General features: G+C 52.6%; 26 protein-coding genes and 1 other annotated feature. Of the genes, 4 read left to right on the top strand and 22 right to left on the bottom strand.

The window, feature by feature from the left end; genetic code table 11:
• Positions 1–179: 179 nt before the first annotated feature.
• Positions 180–1,307, top strand: coding sequence for a glycosyltransferase family 4 protein (locus VK694_05790; GenBank protein ID HTE58228.1), 1,128 nt, complete (start codon positions 180–182; stop codon positions 1,305–1,307).
• Entirely contained in the window at positions 1,307–2,464 is a 1,158-nt protein-coding gene (locus VK694_05785) for an AI-2E family transporter (GenBank protein HTE58227.1), read from the top strand. The genes VK694_05790 and VK694_05785 overlap by 1 nt, the downstream gene beginning before the upstream one ends.
• Positions 2,465–2,468: 4 nt before the next feature.
• Here VK694_05785 and VK694_05780 read toward each other — a convergent pair whose 3' ends face one another.
• The 4 genes from VK694_05780 to VK694_05765 form a co-directional block, all read right to left on the bottom strand.
• Positions 2,469–3,440, bottom strand: a complete 972-nt coding sequence (locus VK694_05780) for an alpha/beta fold hydrolase (protein ID HTE58226.1) — start codon at positions 3,438–3,440, stop codon at positions 2,469–2,471.
• A gap of 8 nt (positions 3,441–3,448) precedes the next feature.
• Positions 3,449–4,843, bottom strand: coding sequence for a cysteine--tRNA ligase (gene cysS / locus VK694_05775; GenBank protein HTE58225.1), 1,395 nt, complete (start codon positions 4,841–4,843; stop codon positions 3,449–3,451).
• Positions 4,844–4,873: 30 nt separating this feature from the next.
• Positions 4,874–5,623, bottom strand: a complete 750-nt coding sequence (locus VK694_05770) for a PIG-L family deacetylase (GenBank protein ID HTE58224.1) — start codon at positions 5,621–5,623, stop codon at positions 4,874–4,876.
• A 154-nt stretch (positions 5,624–5,777) separates the two neighbouring features.
• Positions 5,778–6,779 carry a DHH family phosphoesterase gene (locus tag VK694_05765; GenBank protein ID HTE58223.1) on the bottom strand — a complete coding sequence of 334 codons (1,002 nt, stop codon included), beginning with the start codon at positions 6,777–6,779 and terminating at the stop codon, positions 5,778–5,780.
• Between the two features lie 77 nt (positions 6,780–6,856).
• Here VK694_05765 and VK694_05760 point away from each other — a divergent pair, with 77 nt between their 5' ends.
• Positions 6,857–7,363 carry a hypothetical protein gene (locus VK694_05760; protein HTE58222.1) on the top strand — a complete coding sequence of 169 codons (507 nt, stop codon included), beginning with the start codon at positions 6,857–6,859 and terminating at the stop codon, positions 7,361–7,363.
• Here VK694_05760 and recR read toward each other — a convergent pair.
• From recR to VK694_05675, 17 genes are all read right to left on the bottom strand, one after another.
• Complete coding sequence (gene recR, locus VK694_05755; GenBank protein ID HTE58221.1) at positions 7,323–7,928, bottom strand: recombination mediator RecR; 606 nt, start codon at positions 7,926–7,928, stop codon at positions 7,323–7,325. The two genes, VK694_05760 and recR, sit on opposite strands and share 41 nt — an antisense overlap.
• Positions 7,929–7,939: 11 nt before the next feature.
• A complete protein-coding gene (locus tag VK694_05750; GenBank protein HTE58220.1) occupies positions 7,940–8,233 on the bottom strand; it encodes a YbaB/EbfC family nucleoid-associated protein in 294 nt (97 codons plus the stop codon).
• Between the two features lie 64 nt (positions 8,234–8,297).
• Positions 8,298–9,479, bottom strand: coding sequence for a hypothetical protein (locus tag VK694_05745; GenBank protein ID HTE58219.1), 1,182 nt, complete (start codon positions 9,477–9,479; stop codon positions 8,298–8,300).
• A 347-nt stretch (positions 9,480–9,826) separates the two neighbouring features.
• Positions 9,827–11,191, bottom strand: coding sequence for a replicative DNA helicase (gene dnaB / locus VK694_05740; protein ID HTE58218.1), 1,365 nt, complete (start codon positions 11,189–11,191; stop codon positions 9,827–9,829).
• A gap of 170 nt (positions 11,192–11,361) precedes the next feature.
• Entirely contained in the window at positions 11,362–12,879 is a 1,518-nt protein-coding gene (dnaX, locus tag VK694_05735) for a DNA polymerase III subunit gamma/tau (GenBank protein HTE58217.1), read from the bottom strand.
• A 66-nt stretch (positions 12,880–12,945) separates the two neighbouring features.
• Complete coding sequence (locus tag VK694_05730; protein HTE58216.1) at positions 12,946–13,329, bottom strand: hypothetical protein; 384 nt, start codon at positions 13,327–13,329, stop codon at positions 12,946–12,948.
• Between the two features lie 171 nt (positions 13,330–13,500).
• Positions 13,501–14,241 carry a hypothetical protein gene (locus VK694_05725; GenBank protein HTE58215.1) on the bottom strand — a complete coding sequence of 247 codons (741 nt, stop codon included), beginning with the start codon at positions 14,239–14,241 and terminating at the stop codon, positions 13,501–13,503.
• Between the two features lie 30 nt (positions 14,242–14,271).
• Positions 14,272–14,565 (bottom strand): hypothetical protein, encoded by a 294-nt coding sequence (locus VK694_05720; GenBank protein HTE58214.1) that lies wholly within the window; start codon positions 14,563–14,565, stop codon positions 14,272–14,274.
• Positions 14,566–14,658: 93 nt separating this feature from the next.
• Positions 14,659–15,162 carry an NUDIX hydrolase gene (locus VK694_05715; protein ID HTE58213.1) on the bottom strand — a complete coding sequence of 168 codons (504 nt, stop codon included), beginning with the start codon at positions 15,160–15,162 and terminating at the stop codon, positions 14,659–14,661.
• A gap of 4 nt (positions 15,163–15,166) precedes the next feature.
• Positions 15,167–15,679: a hypothetical protein gene (locus tag VK694_05710; protein ID HTE58212.1), complete on the bottom strand. Its 513-nt coding sequence runs from the start codon at positions 15,677–15,679 to the stop codon at positions 15,167–15,169.
• Positions 15,680–15,788: 109 nt separating this feature from the next.
• Positions 15,789–16,928, bottom strand: a complete 1,140-nt coding sequence (locus VK694_05705) for a 2-phospho-L-lactate transferase CofD family protein (protein ID HTE58211.1) — start codon at positions 16,926–16,928, stop codon at positions 15,789–15,791.
• Between the two features lie 124 nt (positions 16,929–17,052).
• Complete coding sequence (gene rplL, locus VK694_05700; GenBank protein ID HTE58210.1) at positions 17,053–17,433, bottom strand: 50S ribosomal protein L7/L12; 381 nt, start codon at positions 17,431–17,433, stop codon at positions 17,053–17,055.
• Between the two features lie 167 nt (positions 17,434–17,600).
• Entirely contained in the window at positions 17,601–18,125 is a 525-nt protein-coding gene (gene rplJ / locus VK694_05695; protein HTE58209.1) for a 50S ribosomal protein L10, read from the bottom strand.
• 59 nt (positions 18,126–18,184) lie between these two features.
• Positions 18,185–18,321 (bottom strand) — a sequence feature (ribosomal protein L10 leader region).
• A gap of 137 nt (positions 18,322–18,458) precedes the next feature.
• Positions 18,459–19,145, bottom strand: a complete 687-nt coding sequence (locus VK694_05690; protein ID HTE58208.1) for a hypothetical protein — start codon at positions 19,143–19,145, stop codon at positions 18,459–18,461.
• A 94-nt stretch (positions 19,146–19,239) separates the two neighbouring features.
• The gene (locus VK694_05685; protein HTE58207.1) at positions 19,240–19,467 is read right to left on the bottom strand and encodes a hypothetical protein; all 228 of its coding nucleotides are present in this window, start codon (positions 19,465–19,467) and stop codon (positions 19,240–19,242) included.
• A 13-nt stretch (positions 19,468–19,480) separates the two neighbouring features.
• A complete protein-coding gene (ilvA, locus tag VK694_05680) occupies positions 19,481–20,974 on the bottom strand; it encodes a threonine ammonia-lyase, biosynthetic (GenBank protein ID HTE58206.1) in 1,494 nt (497 codons plus the stop codon).
• The gene (locus tag VK694_05675; protein HTE58205.1) at positions 20,971–21,279 is read right to left on the bottom strand and encodes a hypothetical protein; all 309 of its coding nucleotides are present in this window, start codon (positions 21,277–21,279) and stop codon (positions 20,971–20,973) included. Before VK694_05675 ends, ilvA begins: the two co-directional genes overlap by 4 nt.
• A gap of 385 nt (positions 21,280–21,664) precedes the next feature.
• Here VK694_05675 and VK694_05670 point away from each other — a divergent pair, with 385 nt between their 5' ends.
• Positions 21,665–22,357 carry a hypothetical protein gene (locus tag VK694_05670; GenBank protein ID HTE58204.1) on the top strand — a complete coding sequence of 231 codons (693 nt, stop codon included), beginning with the start codon at positions 21,665–21,667 and terminating at the stop codon, positions 22,355–22,357.
• Here VK694_05670 and ilvN read toward each other — a convergent pair.
• On the bottom strand, positions 22,354–22,608 hold the full coding sequence (gene ilvN, locus VK694_05665) for an acetolactate synthase small subunit (protein ID HTE58203.1): 255 nt from the start codon (positions 22,606–22,608) through the stop codon (positions 22,354–22,356). The two genes, VK694_05670 and ilvN, sit on opposite strands and share 4 nt — an antisense overlap.
• Between the last annotated feature and the right edge of the window lie 148 nt (positions 22,609–22,756).

The following is a 22,756-nucleotide window of genomic DNA, read 5'->3' as shown; positions in this document are numbered from 1 at the left end:
CCGTCTTTGATTACCTGAAACAGCACCTCCACCTACAGACCTCGTTCCCGAGGTCTGTGCAGGGCTACGCCCTGCACTACACTAGGGTGCTCCTGGGATACCAGTTGTTACAGCGGGGGTGGTGAGTTTCGTGATTCAGGTTGTTACAAGTAATATATTCTTGGTACGCTACCCGTAGTATGAAAATCGGATTTGTGCTGGATGACAGCTTAGACAAGACGGATGGCGTGCAACAATATGTCACAACGCTCGGCGCCTGGTTTACGCACGAAGGCCATGATGTGCACTATCTGGTTGGGCACACCGAGCGCAGAGATCTGCCAAACATTCATAGCCTTAGCCGCAATGTACAGGCGCACTTTAACCAAAATCGTATGTCTACTCCCCTGCCTGTATCTACCCGCAAGGTCAAGGCGCTGCTGGCCCAGGAAGAGTTCGACGTCTTGCATGTCCAAATGCCCTACAGCCCCTTTATGGCAGCAAAGATTATAAAGAACGCACCCAAAGACGCGGCTATCATAGGCACCTTTCATATCCTGCCTTATTCGCGGCTAGAATCTGTGGCTACGCGTACCCTGGCGCTTATTCTGCGGCGGTCGCGCAAAAGGTTCGACACGGTGGTGAGCGTATCGGCGCCTGCCGCCACCTTTGCTCGCAAAAAATTCAAGGTCAAGAGTCAGGTTGTGCCCAACGCCGTGCCAGTGGCGCACTTTCAGACTGGCAAAAAGATCCGCAAGTATGACAACGGCAAGCTCAACATTGTGTACTTGGGTCGGCTGGTAGAACGCAAAGGCTGCAGGTATTTCCTAGAGGCTATCCAGCTGCTACACGAGCAAAACCTGCTGCATACCGTTAGGGTGATCATTGCTGGCAAAGGACCCGAAGAAGCCAAACTAAAAAAGTTTGTAGATGACAGGCGCCTGGGCAAATCGGTTATATTCCTGGGCTATATAACCGAAGAAGAAAAACCCAATCTACTGGCCAGCGCGGACATTGCGGTCATGCCCAGTACCGGCGGCGAAAGCTTTGGCATTGTGCTGATCGAGGCGATGGCTGCGGGGGCAGATGTGGTGATTGCTGGCAACAATAAAGGCTATCGCTCGGTTATGGCCGGGCACAAAGAGCAGATCATCAGCCCCGCTGACACAAAGGCCTTTGCCAAGATGCTCAAGCATTTTATTATCAACGCCAATGCCCGCAAGCGTGCCAAAAAGTGGCAGACTGTCCATGTGCATGATTTTGATGTGCGCATTGTAGGCAAAAAGCTTCTGCATATATACAAAGATGCCTTGCGTAATAAGGTATAATGACAAGCATGTTAGGCTGGCGCAAAAAAGATAAGCACGCCACGGTAGAAGTAACAGTTTCTAACCAGACTGTTATACGGGCCGTTGTGCTTGTTATGGGCTGTTTTATCTTCTTGGCTGCCCTGCGTCAGGCTAGTCACGCGCTGCTACTACTGTTTACGGCATTCTTCTTGGCGCTGGCCCTGAACGGTCCGGTGGGCTGGTTGGCCCGCCATATGAAGGGCCGCCGCGCGGCCGCTACGGGCATATCGTTTCTGATATTTTTGCTGGTATTTGGTGCCTTTGTGGCCAGTTTTGTTCCACCCTTGGTACGACAGACTAGCGGCTTTATAGATGCCGCGCCGGGGTTGGTAGACGACGTACGTGACGAAAACACCAGTCTGGGGCAATTTGTCCGCCGTAATAACTTAGAGGGTCAGGTAGACAAAGTCTCTAGCGAGCTGTCCCACCGGCTGGGTGGTATAGGTGGCACGGCCTTTTCTACGGCGTCACGTGTTGGCGGTAGCATCTTTTCTTCGCTGACTGTGCTGGTGCTGACCTTTATGATGTTGGTGGAGGGCCCGGCGTGGCTGGCGTTCTTTAAGCGATTGCTGCCCAAGCATCGCAGGGCGCACACCGAAGACTTACTGGCCGACATGTACAAAGTAGTGCGGGGCTATGTGAATGGCCAGGTACTGTTGGCTGCCACAGCTGCCTTGCTTATCCTGGTGCCGTTGGTAATTTTGGATATCAGCTATCCGGTGGCGCTGATGGTTATTGTGTTTTTCTGCGGCCTGATACCAATGGTTGGCCACTATATTGGGGCGGCAATTGTATCTGTTGTTGCACTGTTTACGTCGCCGTGGGACGCTGCGATCATTTTGGCCTACTACTTCCTGTATCAACAAGTAGAGAACTACGTTATTCAGCCAACTATTCAGTCTAACTCTACCAACATGTCACCGTTGCTGGTGTTTAGCTCGGTTATTGTAGGCGTCAGTTTTGGCGGTTTGCTTGGCGGTTTGGTCGCCATACCCCTGGCTGGCTGTCTGCGAGTACTGTTACTGGACTATCTAAAATCACGCAATATTGGTGACAAGACCGAAGACGCTTATGAAGAGGCCGTAACTGGCGAAGCCGCCGAAAAAGGCGGCAAAACCAAAGCCGCAAAAGCCTAGGTCTTTATACAAACATAGTATCTATGAGGGCCTTGGCGGTAGTTTGATTCTCTGCTTCACCGCTGCCGTGGCCGGCGAGTGTAATATATAACTTGCTGTGTCGGATGATCTGATGGAGCTTGTATGCGGTTGCGGGCGGGCAAGCCATATCGTAGCGACCCTGGACAATCGCAAATGGAGTTTTGATATGTTTTGCTTCTGAGAGTATGTAGTTATCTGGCAAAAAACACCCTTGCGATAAATAGTGGGCATAGAGTCGGTATGGTACATGGTCGTAGATTTCATGCCTATCGGCGGCGGATACATCTCGCCCTCCCTCGTCTTGATAGCCCCGCCAGTCAAAGCCGAGTAGTGGCAGCTCAAGATTCTCTAGGGCCTCTGCAGATATCCTCAGGGCTTGCTCGTCACCAGCTTTCTTTAGCTGCTGATAGTGGTACTGTGCTGGGTCACCTCGATGCTGCGCAGGTACACTGGCAACAAAGCGTTCCCAGACTTCTGGGTAGAATCGCTGAAAATGTCCTTGATCCACGTACTCCGTCTCTGTTCGAGAGCCAGTATACACACCACCTACTAAGGTGGCTTTCGCAACTTCTGGATAGCGAATGGTAAAAAGCGTGGCCAGTGTTGAACCCCACGAACGACCAAACACATAGACGTGCTTAATGCCCAGGTGGCTCAAAATTTTCTGAGCGTCTTCCATGAGGTCGTTGGTAGTATTGTGCTCTAGTTTGCCATACGGCAGGCTGTTGCCGCTACCACGTTGGTCAAAAAAGATAACTCGATGGTAGCGCGGGTCAAAGATTGCTTTATGTCTCCACCTATACTGTGAGCCTGGTCCCCCGTGAAAGGTCAATACTGGAGTTTTGGCCTTGGGATTGCCCCAATGCTCGAAATATACTTTGTGTCCGTTGCCCACGTCCAGGTGCCCGGACGCGATTGTGAGTTTGTCGGTCTTTAGCTCTCGTATGTCTTGCATATAGCTTCTTATGTTCGGTGCCAAACCTGTCCGTGAGGAGTGTCGCGGACACCGATGCCTTGCTCTTTTAGTTGATCACGCAGTTTGTCGGATGCGGCAAAGTCTTTGTTGTCTCGGGCCTTTTGTCGCTGGCTTAATAATTCTTTTTGGTCAGCGGTAATATCTTCTGAGTCACCTAGTCCCAACCCTAGCAGGGCGTCTATATCACGGACGAGCTCTGCAATGGAATCTTTGTCTGGCCCCAGCTCTTCGGCCTTGGTGACGGCGCCATATACATACGTGAGGGCATCGGGAATGTGTAGATCGTTTTGTGCCTGTTCCAGTATGTGCTGTCCGGCTTCTTGGTTATATGTGGCCAATTCTGGTGAGCTAAAAGATTGCAACCGTAGATCTGCCCAGGCGCGCAGGTTTTGCAGCGAATTGGTGGCTGAATCTAGGATGTCCCAGCTAAAGTTGGACTGCGACCGGTAGTGAGACTGCAACACGACTAAGCGGAAAGCCATGGGCTCGTACCCGCGCTCGCGGATGTCTTGCAGGGTAAAGAAGTTCTGGGCTGACTTGGCCATCTTTTTGCCGTCTACTAGCAGGTGTTCGTTATGTACAAAGTACTGAGCATAGATATCGCCCTTGCCGGCTGTGCTCTGGGCTATTTCGTTTTCATGGTGTGGAAAGACGTTGTCTACGCCGCCGGTGTGTATGTCGAAGGGTTGTCCCAAGTTGTTCACGCTCATGACTGAGCATTCGATATGCCACCCTGGCCTGCCCAGCAGCTCTTGCCCGTCCAGCTCGAATTCCCAGGCGGGTTCGTTGCCCTTGCGGGTTTTCCAGAGTGCAAAGTCATGTACAGAGTCTTTGTCGTATTCGTCGTTGTTTATGCGGGCGCTGCTGGTATTGCTGGCATCTAGTTTTAGCAGCTGACCATACTTTTTGCCACTGGCCCGATATTTTTCTATAGAAAAATACACACCGTCGTCGGCAATATAAGCAAAGCCGTCTTTGTGTAGGTCGGTGATAAGGGCACGCATACCCTCGATACTGGCAACAGCGCTCACGAATGTAATAGCCGCCACATCATTGCCTATGGCAGTGATATCGTCTAAAAATATCTGCTTGTAGTTGTCTGTCAGTTTGGCCAGAGCTTCTTCTGGGGACAGATCTGGGTAGTGTTCGGCACTGCGGCGAATGGTTTTGTCGTCTACATCGGTGTAGTTCATGACCTGCCGGACCTCGTAGCCACTGGCTGACAGTACACGGCGTTCTATGTCGGCATAGACATAGGCTGCTAGATTACCGATATGAATATGGTCGTAGACAGTGGGACCACAGGTGTACATGCGAACCGCGCCGGGTTCTAGTGACTTGAATTCTTCTACTTTTCGGGTCAGGGTGTTGTGTAGTTTCATCTGTTTCCTTCAATGGTTGTTAGTATATCATTACGGATCTTTTGGGTATCGGACGTAGTGTTCCTGGTGCAGGATGTCCTGGTATCTATCTAATACGCCGGCGGTATAGGCGTCTACGGCAAAGCCTCCTACCAGCCTCCAGCCAGTGGGTAAGTTTGCGCCCCAGGCTTCTGGCCACTCTGCCCTGTCTATGGCGGTAAACTGACTGCCATGCTGGGTCATGACGGCTAGCTTGGTCGCCAGGCTGCCTGTGGCATGTGCGGTGGCCTGGCTGTCCGGGCCGAGCCCCCATACATTCACGCCTCGATCTCTTGCTATCAATACTGCTTGGTGAACGGCGCTATGATCGCTGTGGTTAGGATAGGTGGGATTGGTCGAGCCGGCGCCCAGGGTGAGGACGTCGGTTGCTCCAGCGACCCGCATAGAGTCCAACACGCTCTCTACTACAGTGGGGTCGGTTGGCGACAGCGTTCCGTCTGGTAGGTCGCCAAACATAACATCGTCCGCAGGTATGCCAAACACGCTTAGCAGGCTGTCCAGTGTCTCTTGAGTCCGATCTTGGTTTGGCCTGTGGCCTGGGTTGGAGCTGGCTGCGCTATCGGTTGCGTAGTGCACCATGACCCGGGCGATTAGCCCTGCGTCGCGGGCTGCGGCAGCTCCTGCCAGGCCGTGGGCTATTTCGAATTCGTCATCTGCATGGGCCAGCTCGGCCAGCACGACACCACCCGGCTGAAATTCCAGAGAAGTCGTTGCGGTAAATTGTATGTCGGTGATTGCCATAAGGTTTCCTTGTTACGCATTAAAAAAGAGCCGGTGAGGCTCTTTTTTGCAGATTTGCGTAAAAGAAATAAGCCTCACCTTATGTACAGGTAGGCTGACAACAAGTGGTAGGTGTACGGTGCTGTTTCATTTCAGGTGCAGTCTAGCAAACCGCTTAACTCTGTTCAAGCCCGTCTAGCAGTTGCATGGTAGTTTTGACTACCTCGGCCTTGGTGTCGTCGAGTGACTTGCCACCGGTGATCTTGAAGCCGCTGGAGTATTCATGCCCACCACCACCAAAATGCTCGGCCAGCTGCCCGGCGATAGGCGCAGTGGTGTTGCAACGGATGGCTGCCGTGATACGTCCGTCGGCGTAGCTCTTCATAGACACTGACACCAGGACACCTTGCGTCAGTAGGTGCTCGTTCTGAATAAGGGCATTGGGGTTATATAGCGGGCTGTATTCCATGATTTCGTCATGGGGGATGGTTGTCAGCGCCAGCCGTCCGTCGGCGTGCAACTCGGTGCGCTCAATCAGCGTGGCCTTGTACCGAAAGATGTCGGGGTGCATTTTGCTCAGGTCACGGCGCTCTTCTTCTAGCTGCGGTCGGTTGACGCCCAGGTCTACCAAATCTGCCATGACCCGGTAAGTACTGGCGGTGGTGAGGTCGTTGGCTAGGCCCTGCGTGTCACCCAGGATAGAGGTCATGATGAATGCTGCTGCTGTCGCGTCTACTGGCCAGCCCAGCTCTTTCCATAGTTCGTAGATAACCTGGCCGGTAGAGGCCAGCTCTGGCTTGTTGTGCATGACCGTGGCAAACGGCACCAGGTTGTCGGTTTCGGCATGATGGTCCAGTACAACACATGGTTTATTGGCCAGCATTTTGTGCTGACCAGACTCAACCAATTTACCAAACAGCGTCATAGTAGAGGCATCTACGATAATACTCAGATCAAACTGATGGGGTAGCTCCGGAGACACGCGGTCCCAGCCCTTTAGGTACTTTAGGTAGCCAGGCATATCCACGCCGCCATAGAGGTGCACTTCTTTGTTCATTTCGCCCAGTAGCTGCTCGAGCGCGAGGGCACTGGCTAGGCTGTCGGCGTCTGGATTGTCGGCCTGGAGGATGACGATTTTTTGAGCTTCATCAACGAGTTGTTTGATTTTATCTTGCATATAAAAGCAGTATAACAGATTGACAGTGGTCAAATGGCTTAACTATAGTAAGGACCAAACTAAACGAGAGGTGTGTAATGGGGAGTACTTATAATCCCGAGCTTGCAGAAGAGCGTCCTGACTTTGGGTCAGACCAACTTGCCGCAGAGGACCTGGAGGTCGGCATGGTGGTCGAATTGGTTATGGACGACGAGGCAGTACGGACAATGGCTGTCTTGGCAGTTGGTAAACGCTACAGAGACCCAGCAGATCCCACTGGTCAGGCACGTCGTCAGACCTACATGGGTGACCCACGCAGCAAACAGCTTGAGGTAATTGACGAGCCCGATTGGGTTATTGTGGCCGAAAAATGGGACATATCACGCTTAACAAAAAAGACCAGCCCTCCAGAACTAATGCCCGTGTCACTTGAATTCGACGCGTTAGGCCTGGGGCCGTACCGCACCGAAAAGTTAAAGGGGTGGCACACTGACAGGTATGTACGACGCGTTCCCGGCATGCAGTTAGTGCTGCTAGGGGTTGTTATCGCTACAGTGCCGCCAGTTAAAGAACAGTCCGGCCCTCGAGCGCTCGCCCCAGTGTAATCTGGTCAGCATACTCTAGGTCTACGCCTACCGGCAGGCCGCGGGCTAGCCGCGTTACCTTAGCCTGCCGGTCGCCTAGCTGCTGCTGAATGTACAGGGCGGTTGATTCGCCCTCTACGCTGGCATTAGTAGCCAAGATGATTTCTTCGACGTTGTCTTCGTCTATGCGTTGCATGAGTTCGGCGATATGCAGTTGCTCGGGCCCCACACCATCAATGGGTGATACCAGACCGCCCAGTACATGGTAGGTGCCTTTGTATTGGGCAGTTTTTTCCAGAGCTACAATATCAAAGGGCTCGGCCACCACGGCCACTAGCTTTTTGTCACGCGAGGGGTCGGTGTACAGGTCTGACAGTTCCTTGCCTTTTTCTATGAGGGCAAAGGTTTTTTTGCAGAATGTTACGCCTTCGTGCAGTCCCTGCAGGGTTTCTGCAAGGTGCTTGGACGTGGTGGGGTCTGCTTTGAGCAGATAGTACGCATAGCGCTCGGCTGTGCGTGGCCCAACCCCAGGGAGTTTTCCTAGGGACTCAATAACTTTCTCTAGTGCCGGTGGCAGTATCTGCAAAATGGAGGCTCCTACATGCCGAGTTCGCTGAGGGCGCCCATGAAGGGTTGCATTTTTTCAGCGGCGATTTTTTGACTCTGTTGTATAGCGTCTTTGACGGCGTCTTCTATCCAGCGCTCTAGTTCCTGGATGTCGTCTAGGTCGACGCGCTCAGGATCTATGTGGATTTTCTTGATCTTCTGTTCGCCGGTGATCTCTACCTTTACGGCACCGTCACCTTGCTCGGCAGTGATGATCATTTTCTGCAGTTCTTTCTGCAGTTTCTTAACCTGAAGTAACATCTTAGCTTGATCAAATCGTCCCATAATAAACTCCTTCTTAATGCAAAAAATTGGCTCTAGATATTGTAACAGAGGTTAGGATTGTGCTCTAGGGTCTATGGACAAAGGTTTGTTTAGTGGCTGGGGCATCTGGCCAGGCCACAAAATAGTGTGTGGTGTTATACAGGCACGAGGCGCCGACTGCCAGAATAATCATCGCTGTCCCTACTCCCCTGGCCACTGGATTGCGCGGAAAAACCGTAAACCATTGTTGTAGCATGAGCCCAATACCTCCGGCGACCATCACGTAGACAAAGGGCAATAGGAGCGTGCTAGATACGGGCCCTTTTAGGCCAGCCAGTAGCGAGCCCACTGCAAAGATATACACAAACAGCCATGTACGATCTAGCTTGAGTTTGCTGACGTAGCCATAGGCGCCTATGACAAACATGCCAATGGTAAACCAATCCAGCAGCGGTAGCCGACCCAGCCAAAACTCTGGATTGTTTGGTCCCCTAAAGAATATTTCTACTGGTACTCTGGCGGTGTTCTTTACGATCTCTAGCGGCGCCGGGAAGGTCTGCGGCAGACCAAAGAAGGTTTTGGCCAAACCGGGCTCTTGGTAAATGGCCCAGCCAATAGGGCCGACCACTACCAAGCCGCCCAGGATAATGACTACCAGTAGTGGAAAAGGAACATCCTCTAGGAGTCGGCCAATGCGTTGGCTCTGCCACAAAAAGGCTGGAATGATAAACCATATCATGCCAGGCACGTAAAACAGGCCGATAACCACAGCTGCCCCAACCAAGAGTGCAATGAAGCTGCCGCGCGATCGCTGTAGCCACAGTGCCGCAGCCAAGGCAGTGATAAGTAGTGCTGACAAAATGCTGTCAGTACCCAAACGGGCGCTGTGCAAAAACCAAGCCGAAGTAATAAACATGAGTACACCCAGCACCGCGACGCGTCGGCTATACCAGGTCTTGAGGACGTAGTAAAAGCTGCAAGCTACCACCAAGGCAATAGCCGCACTGGCCGAACGCATAGCCCCGGGGCCAATGCGTTTAGTGTAGTGGGCGACTAGCTGCAGGCCTTTATGTGGGGCGCCCATAGGATTGTCTACGATAGCCTTGACGGTGCCGCTGGCGGCGCGCTGGTTTAGCTCGTTTTGGCTAAAGCCCGGAACAAGCGTGCCTAGCTGTAGCCACAACAATATAAAGATCAGGGTGACACAGCCCAGGAACAGAGCCATGGGGTGCCAACTACTCGCAAACCAGTTTCCAACTCGCTTCATTTGATACAAGTATACCACCCGTATTGAGGAACCCCGAGCGGGTTCCTCAACGTGCCGGGCAGTCGAATGAATCGCCTGCTCGGACTGCTCCTCCTGAGAATAGATAAAATTTAGCCGAAGTGAATTCGGACTAAATTTTACTTATTTATGCGCTAACGCTTGGGTTGGGAGGTTAGGTGGTAGCCTGAGCAGACTGGGCACTTATATACACGGTATGGTCTCTTTAGCCTTTTTGCGGGGTTGATTTTTTTCAGGGCTGACTGAGCAGCGGCATCGCTGGAGAAGCGAACCTTTTTCTTGCACATCTCTTTTTCTTTGTCACTTGCCATGTATCTAGTGTAGCAATACTAGTCATCAAATGGAGTGCTGCGCTTGGTATCGAGGCTGCGAATGCGCTGTTTTTCTAGGTCAAAGTATAATTCAACACCACCAACGGGGCCGTTGCGATGTTTCTTGATAAAGACGTCCATGATGTTTTTCCGATCTGTGTCGGGGTTATAGTATTCTTCGCGGTACAAAAAGGCTACTACGTCGGCATCTTGCTCGATAGAACCAGATTCGCGTAAGTCAGCCAGCTGTGGGATCTGAGGATGGCGGCTCTCTACCGAGCGGCTGAGCTGTGACAGTGCTATTAGTGGAACGTTCAGTTCGCGCGCGACCCCTTTAAGCCCACGGGATATCTCAGAAATCTCTTGGACACGATTGCTCTCTCCGCCAAACCGTGCCCCACCACTCATGAGCTGCAGGTAGTCTACGATGATGAGCCCGAGCGGTCGTTGATGCGCTTCACGGCGGGCCTTGGTACGGAGGTCGCTAACTGTAATGCCAGGGCTGTCGTCTATATATATAGGAGCTTCAGACAGCGAGCCCATGGCTTGGCCGATTTTCTCAAAGTCGGCATCGGTCAGGTTGCCGGTACGCAGTGCCCAGGCGTCTACGCCAGACTCGCGGGACAGCATGCGGTCTACCAGCTGCTCTTTACTCATTTCTAGGCTGAATATCAGCACTGGTTCGCCCGCCAAGGCGATGTTTTGAGCCAAGTTTAGGACCATGGCGGTCTTGCCCATGGCAGGACGCGCCGCCAGGACAATTAGGTCCGATCGCTGCAGCCCGGCCAGGATGTTGTCTAGGTCTCTATAGCCGGTCGGGATGCCACGCAATTTGCCCTTGTCCTTGTGTAGCTCGTCCAATCGGTCAAAGCTTCCGGCCAGAATGCTTTCCAGCGAGGTGATGTCTTGTTTGACGTGGCGCTGGCTGACGCTGAACAAACTGGCTTCGGCCTCTTCTACCAGGGCTTGTAGGGTTTGTGTCTCGTCATAGCCCAGCCCCACGATATCTTGTGAGGCTTTGATAAGCCGGCGGCGCATGGCTTTTTGGGCAACAATCTCGGCATATTGTTCGACATGGGCGGCCGTGGGTACAAAATTGGTGAGCTCTGTCAGGTATGAAGCGCCACCCACCATGTCCAACAGACTGGCACCTTTTAGTTGGTCGGATAGTGTCAGGACGTCTATGGGGCTGTGTTTTTCATACAGCTGCTGGGTGGCTTCGTAGATACGCTGGTGGCGTTCGTCGTAAAAATCTTCGGGGTGAATGATGTCGGCAATCTTAACAATTGCATCGGTATCGATCAGAATAGCGCCCAAGAGAGATGCCTCGGCGTCTAGATTCTGCGGTGGGATCTTAGCCCTCTGTTGGTCCCTTGGGTCCATAATGAGGCTAACCCGCTCTTCTTTCTGATAACGAAAGACATTTCTGGTGAGTGCCAGTTGTTAGTTCTTGTGAGGAGGCATACCCGTAGGTACGTCGACGAGCAAAACTGGCAGCTGGTACCGCCAGAATGTCTTGCAGTAGAAAGGAAGAGCGGGTTAGCCTCATTTTGTTACTCTAGCACTTCGCCACCACCAAAAATATTGCTTATGGTGTCTAAGGGGCTTGCCGGTTGGGGTGATTCGTCCAAGGCGATTTCTGGCCGGCTCGTGGGCTGCGGCGGCGTGCTGGTCTTTTTGTCTACGATACAGTTAATACCGGCTTGCATACCAGTGACCTCGGTAATAGAGTCGCTAATAATTTGCTTGTTCTTGACGTCATTTACGCGCTTTTGATGGAATGGGAATTCAAACGACAGGATTAGTTCGCCATCATTAAATATAGGTGTGGCCATACGGGTAATACCGTAGAGCGTATTGTTCTTTTGCTTAATAGTCTGAAGTACTTGCTGCCAGGTGGCTTCGTCTAGGGTGGTCGTGGGTAGTGCCGAAGCTGGGGTGGGCGTTTTTTCGGGTTCGGGTTGCGAAGCCTCCTCTACTGGCGGTCCTGGCTGTACTACTGCTGGTGGGCTGGCTGGCTCGGCTTTTGGTTCTGGGGTCTGGACCGGCTCCGCTGGCTTGTTCTTTGGCTGGGGCGGCAGGATTCGAACCCCCGATGACTGTGTGCCCTGCTGGCTCAAGGCCACCCCAAGCACAATAATCTCCAACAAGGCTGCTGGGTCATGCGACCCAGGCACGTCCAAGAGTTTTCGTACTATGTCCAGAGCCTTGTCTGCGGGCAGGCTTGCTCCTGCAGTGATGGCTTGCGTTCGCAGCTCGCCTGATAGTTGCTTGGCCACCTGGGCTGGCTGAAAGCCTTGATCATACAGACTCTGCAGTCGCTGGACCACTTGCTGGCTGTCGCCACTGGTGGCCACGGCAACAAGTTGCTGAATGGCTTCGGTGGGCGCTATGCCCAGAGCTCGTTGGGCATCTGTCAGTTCGATCTTGTCTGCGGTGTTACTGACTTGGTCTAGCAGCGATATGCTGTCGCGGAACGACCCGTTGCCATGCTTGGCCACCAAGTCTAAGGCGTCATTGCTGATGGTTATGCCCTCTTTTGTGGCAATCTCTTTCAGGTGTTTGGCGGCGTCTTCGGGGTCGGCAGGTTTGAAGGTATAGCGTTGGGTGCGGCTGATAATGGTCTCTGGCAGCTTGTGTGCTTCGGTGGTGGCTAGGATGAATATGACGTGTGCCGGTGGCTCCTCGAGTGTTTTTAGGAGTGCATTGAAAGCTTCTTTGGTTAGCATGTGGACTTCGTCGATAATATAGACTTTGTACTTGGCGCTGGTGGGAGCGTTGTGTACACGCTCGCGCAAGGTGCGGATCTCGTCTATGCGGCGGTTACTGGCGGCGTCTATCTCTATTATGTCCAGGTGGGTGGTGTCTTCGTCATACGGTAGATTATTAACTTCGTGAGCGAGAATTCTGGCAATAGATGTCTTGCCTACACCCCGGGGGCCGGTGAATAAATAAGCATGGCTAATGGTGTTATTTTTTAGCGCATTAGAAAGCGCTGTGGTGACGTGCTCCTGCCCCACAATTTCAGACAACTTCTTAGACCGGTATTTCCGGTATAGTGCTCTCCCCATCCCTCTTATTATAGGGCCTTAGACCAGCTCCCGCTGTTGTAAAACAAAACCAACTTGGCGTAGGGCTTAGTACACGGGAGGCGGTATAGTCTTGGCCACGGTAAAATCACCCAACACAAAGCTGAGGTGGTTTCGCTTGGTTCTGTCTGTTACGGGGCCATGCTCTACGGTAGCAAAGTCTAGCATTGCGTGCTCTATAGATCCGTCCCGGGATACGATCCATGAACTTTTTCTGGTGGAGTGCCAGTAGCGATCTTCGTGTTCTATGATGAGTGACAGGGCGGGATGTGCAGTATTCAGCTCGATGCGGATATCTCTTTCGGGATCAGGCATGTTTACTGCTTGGCGTAGCTGTACGTTTATTAGCCCATTGGCAGAAAACTTCAGACAGTCTATGTCTCTGCCGATAGATTCGATAGTAAATGGCTCAAAGAAGTAGCCCTCCCCCATGTCGGGGCCGAGCGCAGCATGGCGTCTAGGCGAGAAAAAGTATCATTCAGTGGGTCTGTCTCGGCCGTAAAAGAATCTGCATAACTAGTCGCAAGTTGTACCATCACTTCATTATACGTCAAGGGTCATACCGACACTGTTGTAAAACAAATATATCCTACTAACCAGAGACTAGCCCGTTGACCCAACCTTGGAGACGGATACTCTGCTTGATGCTCCCAGCACGGCTCCACGCAACAGTTGGCCGAGCTGTTTGCTCTGTTGCGGGGTAGCAGATTCTAGGACATGTCGGGCAAAAGGTACCATACGTCCCAAAAAGTAGGCTCGATTTGCGGTAGTTGGTTTTACCTGCACCAAGCCCTGTTGGTAGTCTCCCTTCAGGTCCCATGCCGTGTCAGCCAGAACGGCACAGATGCCGCCACTATCTAGGAATGTGTCAAAGGCATGTGTGTCTCGACCTTTCTGGTCGGGCATAAAAACACTGGCGTATCGTCTGCCTTCTTCTTTTAGGAGAGCGAAGAGTTCTTGTACGTTGTCTGTCTCTCGTTTTTGCAGTGCAATGTCACCAATCGCTGAAAAGTGATGCATGTGATGATACTGCCTATCAGGACTCCACTCAGCAAAGCGTACGGCATATGTGCCGAGTATGTTGTGAGGGTTATGTGTCAGGGCCTCGGGGGTATTGTTGGCTATGGCATTCAGATGTGCTTGGTGGTTTGCTCGTGCGACGGTACCATCTATTGGTTCGTCAAGGATATCATCAAGCACACCCATGGTCGCTAGAGTGATACCGTAGTCTACAATCTCTGTCTCCGTGAGCCGAACATCAAAACAAGCTGCTAGTTCGCCGAAAAGACGCAGGTCGTAATCTGGCCCTTGAGGCGCTGGTTCGGAGAGTGGTAGCTGTGGCATAAGATCTGGCATGGGTGCGAGTAACTTGGATTAGCGGCCATCGTAAGGACCGCCACCGCTCTGTGTGGAAAATATTCCTGCTGCGAGCATGATTGCTCCAACTACCACGCTGCCTTTCTTTCTTTGGTTGGAGGGAGCCTCCAGCGTGTCAGGGGCTTGGTCTACGATCGCTCCTGTGCTCTCGGTGTCGGCAGACGTCTGCGGGGGCTCTACTGATATAGGTGCATCGACATCGGTGGACGTTTGTCTGTCGGCTTGATCTGCGTCGTCTGTTTGCCAAGCGTCTATATTTGCAAGTGTGTCGTTGCTTTGTGCTAATTCCATAAGTCACTCCTTTTCATATCAGTAAAATCCTACTCTAGCACATGCAAAATGAGCTGCGGGGCGAATTTCTGACATACAAGAAGTTAGTTATGACTAGGCCAGGTTTAGTGCACGCTTGGCTAGTTCGATTTCTAGAAAATATTCTTCGACAAATGGATAGGTTTGTTGATCGCGCCACTCTTCTAGTTCGTGTGGCTTTGCCCATTTTACCCACTGAACTTGGTCCGGCTCTTTGGTCTGCGGTGTGTCGTTGCTGATTGCCCCAAAGATGTAGCGATATCGGTTGTAGGCGTTAACTCCTTGGTGGGCTCGTACCAGGCGGTTGTATGTTACGCCCGTCTCTTGGTCGCCCTCTTGCTGGGCTGCCTGCTCCGGGGTTTGGCCTGATTGAATACCGCCGCAGATGTGATCTATGCAGTCTGGGTCGACAGATTTTGTCGACGCGCGCTGGTGGGCGAGAATATCACCCTGGTCGTTAAATACCACGACAACTGCAATTTGCATAAAGCCCTGGGGATATTCCAGGGCGTCGTTGCGTTCGACACCGGTAACAATAAGTTTACCGTTACGATCTACAAGATCGATGAGTTCGGACATTTGTTTATAAAGCGGCTTCGAGGGCTGCCCATTCGGCGTGGCTGTCGTCTTCTGGTACGTTCACGCTGACTTGGTCGCCTGGTTTTGCCTTGAAGTAAGTGACGCTGGCTAGTAGTACGCGGTACTGCTTGTTGCTGACGTCTACGTAATAATGACCATTTTCTTGGGTCAGCAGGCCCACTACTTGCTTGCGTGGGATAGGTCCGATTTGCTTATACATAAAAGCGCCGTCGTCGGCGATGGTTAGTTTGAGGATATCACCCTGTACTAACTTTGACTTGCTGGCGTAGTTTGCAGGCACGGGATAGGTCTTGCCGTCTGAGCCGACCATGTTTTGGCCGTCAAAGACGCCTTCAATAACCTTGCCTAGGTTCTCGTCGGCATGTGCGGCTGCTGCCATCTCCGGGTCTTCGCCCACCAAGCTCAATAGCAACTCCTTAGCTGCCGCTAGGCTGGTTTCTGACTCAGTGATGAGTGCCTTCAGTCTTTTGATCTGTTTGTCTGGTACTTCCGCCATCAAGTAGGTCTCTCTTGTAAGTGTTTATTTGGTACACTTACTGCTAACCGTACCATGTCATGTCAAGCAAGTCAAAGAAACAGGTAGAAAACTGTGGAAAAGGTACATCTTATGAAGAGACTGAAATAGTAGCCCGGCGTGGTGTTGTGCCGCTTGTCAGCAGAATTTCCTCAAGGGCCTCGGCCAGGGCGCGTTTATCGTGTGTCACCTCAGTACGGACCGCTGAATCGTTCGCATCTTTTACAGTGGCGTGGCCCACAAAGTTGCTACTAATGACCTGCGGGGAGCCCTCGCCTTCGTCCGGTTCATGGCGCTGAACGGCGCGGTTACGAGCCGCGTCAGGCAGGTCCTGGTAGTTACTATTGTGAAGTATGACGTCGAATGGTCGCCTGGCGTGGTTGCGGTGTGTCCGGGCATAGTCGCTCACCCGCCAGCCACCGGTGTCGTGGGGCATATTGACCAAGTTGGCAACGCCGGCAAACAATCCGCCACGTGCTTGCTGTTCGGCCAGAGCCTCACGAAAAGCTCGTAGCCCAGGAGCAATGGACGTATAAGGACTGCCAGGTGCTGCCACAACCAGGCGGGCTTGGCTGAGGGCTTGGTATGCAAGACTGGAAGGCGAAACGCCTTCTCTGAAATATACGTAGGCATCGTATGGATGTTGTACCGAATGGGTGTCGATGGCATGTTCGCCTCTGATCTTGACGCCGCCATCGTCCATCTCGATTTCTTGCGGTCCAATTACTGCTGGGTAGATATCTGCTTGGGCGCGTACGGCAATGCTCAGGGTTCTCACGGCACTTAAGATTCCCTGCTCTTGGGCGAGGCCCGCTAGTATAAAGTTCCCCAGTGTGTGCCCTCTTATACCTCTTTGGGATGCTTTGTTGACCTCATGACCTACCCTGTAGGCGGCGTCTATGGTCAGGCCCACTTGTCGGGCGGCCATGCCTGGCACACTGACGACCTGGTCGAACTGGGCTACCGCCTCGTCGAGTTCTGACAGATCGCGACTAGAAAAACGGGTATTGAGGTGGGTGGTGTCGGCTTGACCGACGGCGTCGATAATTCGGCGCAGATCGCCGACAGCTTCGGGCGCGCGGTCTCTTAGAAGACCAGTAGAACCGCCGTTGTCCCAGGTAGCGCCAATAATAGCCTGCCTTCTATGTCCCAGGTTTTCCACAAGACCCTGGGCCAGGTTGGCACCGCCACTTCCGCCACTCAAAACAACAATATCAGGGGATATTTCCATACCATTCCTGCGCAATACTGCGCCTACTATTTTTCGGGATTATAACACTTTACTTACTGAAATAAACTGAATGCCAAACCAAAAAACCACCTCCGAAGAAGTGGTTTTTGGAATGGAGACGAACTTAGGCTAGTTCGACAGTTGCGCCAGCTTCTTCCAAGGCTTTCTTGGCGGCTTCTGCGTCTTCCTTCTTTGCCTTTTCCAAAACAGTCTTTGGGACGCCGTCTACGACAGCCTTGGCTTCGCCCAGACCCAGACCGGTTAGATCCTTAACGGCCTTGATGACTGCTACTTTCTGAGCACCGGCGTCCTTCAGGACGACGTCGTATTCAGACTTTGCGTCCTCTGCTGGAGCGTCGCCGCCAGCTGCTGGACCGGCTACTGCTACAGCGGCTGCTGCTGGCTCGATGCCGTATTCATCCTTCAGGATAGTCTTTAGTTCGTTAACTTCAAGAACAGTAAGTTCTGTCAGTTCCTTTGCGAATTTCTTTAGATCAGTTGCCATGTATATCTCCTTAGTTTTCTTGTCAATTTACCACTGTGAAGTGGATGTTTAGGCGAGTGCAGGTTGGGATGCGGATCGAGGCTTGAGTCCGAGGCGTACCTTGGTACGGTGAGGACTCAGACGCAAGATCTGCGCCCAAGATGTGCCGCCTAAACGTGCACGCACACTCAAGCCGAGGCTTTAGCCTCGATGCCATCCAACAAGGCGTGTAGGTTGCCTGAAAGTGCGCCTACGATGTCGTTGACTGGTGACAGAAGCGTTGCAACAACCTGAGCAATAAGCTCGTTCTTGCTGGGCAGTGTAGCCAGTGCGGTTACTTCTTCTGCACTCAGGAACTTGCCTTCTGCAGAAAAAGCGCCAACAAACGCAAGCGTTGGTTGGGTTTTGGCAAAGTTTGCCAGTGTTTGGGCAGGTGCTACCTCGTCCTCGTTGTTAAAGGCGTATAGAAGCATTCCGTTCAGGGCGCTGGTATCGACATCTTTGAGGTTGTCAGTTCCCTGGATGGCCTTGATGACCAAACGGTTCTTGACGACTTTCATCTGAGTGCCAGTACTTTTGCCTTCGCGGCGGAGTGCTTGCATAGCCTTTACAGGAGTACCCTGGTAAGCAGCTACGACGGTCATCTTTGAGTCGGCCAGCAGTTTGCTGACTTCATCGATGACTTCATTTTTCTTATCTTTGGTTAAAGCCATTAATGCTTCTCCCTATTGTTATGAGTTTGAGCAAAGACTCTCGACCGGTAAATCCTTGCTTAAGAAACCAAAGAAGCTTCCTGTTACCAAGAAGCTTCTAAGCGTGCTCACAAAACAAAAAACGAATTGTTTGCACCTCGGCGACATTATCAAGGCTGTTGCCCGTCGCTGTCTTTGGTAACTAAGAGAGCTTACCGTATCTGTTAATAAAAGTCAATTGTATGTAGGGAGTCAGTGTGGGCGGCAGGTGCGAGGATCGGGGTGGTTTACGGAAATTCCGCAAAAACATCCTGATGCGCTCGTACCTGCCTACCCACACTGACTAGTGCACCCCTATTGCTCGGGCTGCTCCTTCGCCGGAACGGCGGTGGACTCGAAGAGGGCGTCGTTGGATACGAGTGTCATGTCGTCACCGAAGACGCTCTTCACCGTCTCGTGGATCAGTGCTTCCAGGCCGGCATCGACGAAGTGATCGTCGTTGTAGAAGACCACGAACTGCGTGGTGAAGGGGTCGATGCGGCGGGTCGCCGGTGATCGATCGAGCATCTGGCTGACCTGCTCGTGCTGATCATCGGTGATGCGGACACTCAAGCTGATCACACGATGAGCGGCGGCATAGGCGCCCTTGTGCACCTTATAGCACGGGCCACTGACGACCTCGGGAGCCAGCACATCGGGCACGGCGCGCTTGAGTAGCGGCATGAAGTACCTCTTGACCTTCGGCTCCTCGATCTTCTCGATCCCTTCGACGCTGGCCATTATGGCCTTGACGACGATGTCACGCTGCTCCGTGTAGTTGAACTGCGGTAGCAGATTGAAGGTCAGCTGGGTGCTGCCCTCCTGCTCGTGGATGCTGCCGAAGCCCTCGAACTGCCTGGCGTAGGCGCGGATGGCGCTGATTTCGGTGCCGAACAGCTGGAAGCTGAAGACCACGACGATCTCGTTGGCCTTGGCATCGTCCGCCGGGTTCTCGATGTAGAAGCTCGGCTGGGTGTGGGTGCTTTCCTGGGGGTCAGTCATGACTCCGTATCCTCCTAGAGGAAATCGATGGACAGGAAAGTGTATATTATCTCATAAAAACTTGTTTTGTTCCAGGGGCTTTCTAGGTAGTACATCACACAATGTCTATGGGTTCGGTAGGCTGTTCTTCCTCTTCCTTGGGGAGTTGAATCTTTGCCCCGTCCAGAGCGGTGCGGCCGACGGGCGGCGCCAGCTCTTTTTGGTGTTGAAGGTCTGCATGTAGTGCCATCGCTTCAACTCGTCTCAGGTCGACCCCTCTGTCTTGCATTGCTCTGCGATTCTCTGCAATGGGCGATCTCTCTAACATTCTTCCGTTTGCCATGCTAGTTCCTTGGTTACTCAATAAATACTTTAAGTGAAGGACTGTGGTCTACGCTTCGCCATTGGTAGCCTGCTTGGGACAGTTTGTCCTCTAGCTTTGTGGGGTTATCTACTTCGAAGCCTATCAATACGTTGCCGGTGTCACTGGCCGCATTGCGGTAGTGAAAGGCGCTGATGTTCCAGGCTGTTCCAACGGCGGCCAGGAAGCCGCCCAGGGCACCCGGTCGCTCCGGAAAGTCGATCTGATACAAGCGCTCAGACTTAGCCTGATCAGCTGGTCCCCCTACCATGTGCCGGACGTGCTCTTTGGCGATATCGTCGCCTGATAAGTCTATGTGCTCGTAGTCATCTTGCTGCATCTTTTTCATGAATGCAAGCTTGTCTGCTTCGTTGGCTACAGATACACCAACCAATACATGGGCACCTTCGCGCTTGTTGAGCCGATAATTGAACTCAGTGATGCTATGGCCATTCAGCACCTGTTGGCAAAAGGTGTGTAGGGCACCAGCTTGTTCAGGCATGGTGACGGCAAACAACGCTTCTTTGCCGGAGCCTATCAGGGTACGTTCGGCAATTTGCTGCAAGCGCTCAAAGGAGACGTTGGCACCAGAACAGATAGCTACGGCCTTGGCGTCCTTTGGTAGCTTGTAGTGTTGCACGCCAGCTGCGGCTAGGGCACCGGCTGGTTCGACAATGCTGCGAGTATCCTCGAATAGTGATTTGATGGCAGCACACATTTGATCGGTACTGACGGTGATGACCTGGTCTACATATTTCTGGGTGATCTGGAAAGTGAGCTGGCCAACGCTCTTAACAGCTACGCCATCGGCAAAGATCCCTACGTGGTCCAGGGTGACTACCTTGCCGGCCTGTAACGACTGCTGCATGGCATTGCTGTCTTCGGGCTCGACACCGATGATTTTTACATCTGGGCGGATACCTTTTATGAACTGACTGACACCGGCGATGAGCCCCCCGCCACCGACAGGAACAAAGACATGGGTCATATCTGGCAGTTGCTCTAGCAACTCGCGACCGATAGTTCCCTGCCCGGCTATGACCAGTGGATCGTCAAAGGGATGTACAAAAGTCATGCCGGTTTCTTTGACCCGCTGCATGCAGTGATCGTAGGCGTCAGAATAGCTGTCGCCAACCAGCTCTACCTGGGCGCCGTAGCTTTTGACGGCATCTACCTTGATGCTGGGGGTAGTGGTAGGCATGACTATGAGAGCCCGGATACCGAGTTTCTGAGCACTCAGAGCTACGCCTTGGGCATGGTTGCCGGCGCTGGCCGCAATAACACCCTTGGCTCTTTCGGCGGGGCTGAGGCTGGCTATTTTGTTGTAGGCTCCACGCAGCTTGAAGGAGTGCACGGGCTGTAAGTCCTCGCGCTTCAAATAGACATCGGCACCTACTTGTGTGCTGAGTTTGGTGGCCCGCTGCAGCGGCGACTCTGTGGCAACATCATAGACACGTGCCAGGAGGGTTTGCTTAAGAGGGTCTTTCATGATGATAACCCCTGTCTTGGGGGAACTGACGACGAACCATAATAGGTGCGTGCATATAACTCTTCACGGATGACTGGCTGGCCATTTATGACCACGACTACTTCTTGGCTGAGTCGTACGGGAGGTTGAGCTGGTCTATCCTCGGGCCAGCGTATGTCTGCGTATGGTGGTGGGGTTACTCCCTCTGTTGATGTATCAGGCGCTTCGTCCAGGGCCTGGACTTTGTCCTCCAAAAAACCCACCACATATTCACCGCCAACCAGGTCGGTGGGGTCTGAGGCGTTTCCTTGTTCGAGTGCACTCATGCTGGCTCCTTAAATTAAAACAACCCCCTGCGGGGTCGGTGATTCTTGGTAAATAAACCAGACGACCTCGCTAGAGCGGGTTGGCAATGATAGCAATAATCGTGCGGTGAGTCATCGTATCTATCATCCTCTTTTTTGGTTGCTTGTCAACTACCGCAAGCGACATGACACGGCTAGTAATTTTGACAAACTGCTAAAGCTAGTATATTGTATGGGAGATATGCATTACTCCTGTCGGAACATTGGCTTTAGTCCCCCGTGCCCGCTGCCTCTATAGCAGTCGGGGTTTCGACATTTTTTAAGAATTACCAAGCAAAAGAACAGCCCCGACCAAGGGGTTATTTTTATACCCACCCTCGTTCTGCTGCGTAATTTGGAAACATATATGAAAGAAATGAGTGAAGTGCTGGTGCTCAAGGTGGGCACCAGCACCATCGTAGAAGATGACTGTTTAGACCAGACCTCTGTTGAGGGTATAGCTAGACAGATAGATAAGATCAGGCTGACGGGGCGTGGCGTCATCTTGGTTTCGTCTGCCGCCCGTAAGCAGCTGCCAGATGTTGGGTGGGAGGGTGTGCTAGAGGTATGGGATGCCAATACCCAGCACCAGACGGAGGGTTATTTGCTGACAGACCACCAGCTGGACTCAGAAAACGGGTGTGGTCATGTTATTGCGGCCGCTCGTGCTGGCCGCATTGCCGTGACCAACGCTCACGATGACAGGCTCGCAAAAGAAAGCCGGTACGTCAGTAACGACCTGGTGGGGGCTGCTATTGCGACGCAAGCCAGCGGCATGGGGGTGCGGGCTCGATTTGGAATGCTCACCGATGTGCACGGCGTGTTGTCAGACTTGAGCGACCCTAGCTCGGTGATCTCGACCATAGACGATATAGATGCCTATAGACAGCTGGCGGGTGACACTAACAGCAGCGGGGCGACCGGTGGTATGGTGACCAAATTTGACGCCGCGGCTCTGACCACTGCTGCCGGCATTGAAACGTGGATAGCCCACGGCCGGGCTGACAATGCCATCGAACAAGCCATGAATGGCCAGATAGGGACGACGTTCAGGCGTTAGTTTTTTTGGACGGCGGTGTGGTCTTTGACGGTAGAGACATCTATGAGCTTTTGCAGTTGGTGGATCATCTGGTCTAGGCGTGGCACGTCACGGACTATGATGGTCATGGTAGACCATTGCTCGTCGGCGTGAGGTTCTACGCGCAACGAGCGAATGTTGCAGCCCCGGCGGGCAAAGACGTGAGCAATGCGCACCAAGACGCCTGGCTGGTTGCGAACGGTCAAGACAAGGGTGTGGTCAACGTGCTGCATCAAAGACCTCCTACAATGCAATTGCATAATTTCAAAACAGCCCTTTTTGGCTGCAATCTAACAAGATCTCGTGCGGTGTAATGACAATTACCCCTTACTCGATTTTGTTGATTTCGCTCAAAAATCATCTGTCTTGAATCTTGTGAAT

The sequence above is a fragment of the Verrucomicrobiia bacterium genome, from assembly GCA_035489575.1.
Taxonomy (GTDB): domain Bacteria; phylum Patescibacteriota; class Saccharimonadia; order Saccharimonadales; family JAGQNK01; genus DATHJY01.
The sequence above is the reverse complement of the archived record's forward strand: the minus strand, read 5'-3'. Positions and strand labels throughout refer to the sequence as shown.

Excerpts from the sequence above, each read along its gene's own strand:
- VK694_05790 (HTE58228.1), top strand. The coding sequence starts at position 180 with ATGAAAATCGGATTTGTGCTGGATGACAGCTTAGACAAGACGGATGGC.
- VK694_05785 (HTE58227.1), top strand. The coding sequence starts at position 1,307 with ATGACAAGCATGTTAGGCTGGCGCAAAAAAGATAAGCACGCCACGGTA.
- VK694_05780 (HTE58226.1), bottom strand. The coding sequence starts at position 3,440 with ATGCAAGACATACGAGAGCTAAAGACCGACAAACTCACAATCGCGTCC.
- cysS (HTE58225.1), bottom strand. The coding sequence starts at position 4,843 with ATGAAACTACACAACACCCTGACCCGAAAAGTAGAAGAATTCAAGTCA.
- VK694_05770 (HTE58224.1), bottom strand. The coding sequence starts at position 5,623 with ATGGCAATCACCGACATACAATTTACCGCAACGACTTCTCTGGAATTT.
- VK694_05765 (HTE58223.1), bottom strand. The coding sequence starts at position 6,779 with ATGCAAGATAAAATCAAACAACTCGTTGATGAAGCTCAAAAAATCGTC.
- VK694_05760 (HTE58222.1), top strand. The coding sequence starts at position 6,857 with ATGGGGAGTACTTATAATCCCGAGCTTGCAGAAGAGCGTCCTGACTTT.
- VK694_05750 (HTE58220.1), bottom strand. The coding sequence starts at position 8,233 with ATGGGACGATTTGATCAAGCTAAGATGTTACTTCAGGTTAAGAAACTG.
- VK694_05745 (HTE58219.1), bottom strand. The coding sequence starts at position 9,479 with ATGAAGCGAGTTGGAAACTGGTTTGCGAGTAGTTGGCACCCCATGGCT.
- dnaB (HTE58218.1), bottom strand. The coding sequence starts at position 11,191 with ATGGACCCAAGGGACCAACAGAGGGCTAAGATCCCACCGCAGAATCTA.
- dnaX (HTE58217.1), bottom strand. The coding sequence starts at position 12,879 with ATGGGGAGAGCACTATACCGGAAATACCGGTCTAAGAAGTTGTCTGAA.
- VK694_05730 (HTE58216.1), bottom strand. The coding sequence starts at position 13,329 with ATGGGGGAGGGCTACTTCTTTGAGCCATTTACTATCGAATCTATCGGC.
- VK694_05725 (HTE58215.1), bottom strand. The coding sequence starts at position 14,241 with ATGCCACAGCTACCACTCTCCGAACCAGCGCCTCAAGGGCCAGATTAC.
- VK694_05720 (HTE58214.1), bottom strand. The coding sequence starts at position 14,565 with ATGGAATTAGCACAAAGCAACGACACACTTGCAAATATAGACGCTTGG.
- VK694_05715 (HTE58213.1), bottom strand. The coding sequence starts at position 15,162 with ATGTCCGAACTCATCGATCTTGTAGATCGTAACGGTAAACTTATTGTT.
- VK694_05710 (HTE58212.1), bottom strand. The coding sequence starts at position 15,679 with ATGGCGGAAGTACCAGACAAACAGATCAAAAGACTGAAGGCACTCATC.
- VK694_05705 (HTE58211.1), bottom strand. The coding sequence starts at position 16,928 with ATGGAAATATCCCCTGATATTGTTGTTTTGAGTGGCGGAAGTGGCGGT.
- rplL (HTE58210.1), bottom strand. The coding sequence starts at position 17,433 with ATGGCAACTGATCTAAAGAAATTCGCAAAGGAACTGACAGAACTTACT.
- rplJ (HTE58209.1), bottom strand. The coding sequence starts at position 18,125 with ATGGCTTTAACCAAAGATAAGAAAAATGAAGTCATCGATGAAGTCAGC.
- VK694_05690 (HTE58208.1), bottom strand. The coding sequence starts at position 19,145 with ATGACTGACCCCCAGGAAAGCACCCACACCCAGCCGAGCTTCTACATC.
- VK694_05685 (HTE58207.1), bottom strand. The coding sequence starts at position 19,467 with ATGGCAAACGGAAGAATGTTAGAGAGATCGCCCATTGCAGAGAATCGC.
- ilvA (HTE58206.1), bottom strand. The coding sequence starts at position 20,974 with ATGAAAGACCCTCTTAAGCAAACCCTCCTGGCACGTGTCTATGATGTT.
- VK694_05675 (HTE58205.1), bottom strand. The coding sequence starts at position 21,279 with ATGAGTGCACTCGAACAAGGAAACGCCTCAGACCCCACCGACCTGGTT.
- VK694_05670 (HTE58204.1), top strand. The coding sequence starts at position 21,665 with ATGAAAGAAATGAGTGAAGTGCTGGTGCTCAAGGTGGGCACCAGCACC.
- ilvN (HTE58203.1), bottom strand. The coding sequence starts at position 22,608 with ATGCAGCACGTTGACCACACCCTTGTCTTGACCGTTCGCAACCAGCCA.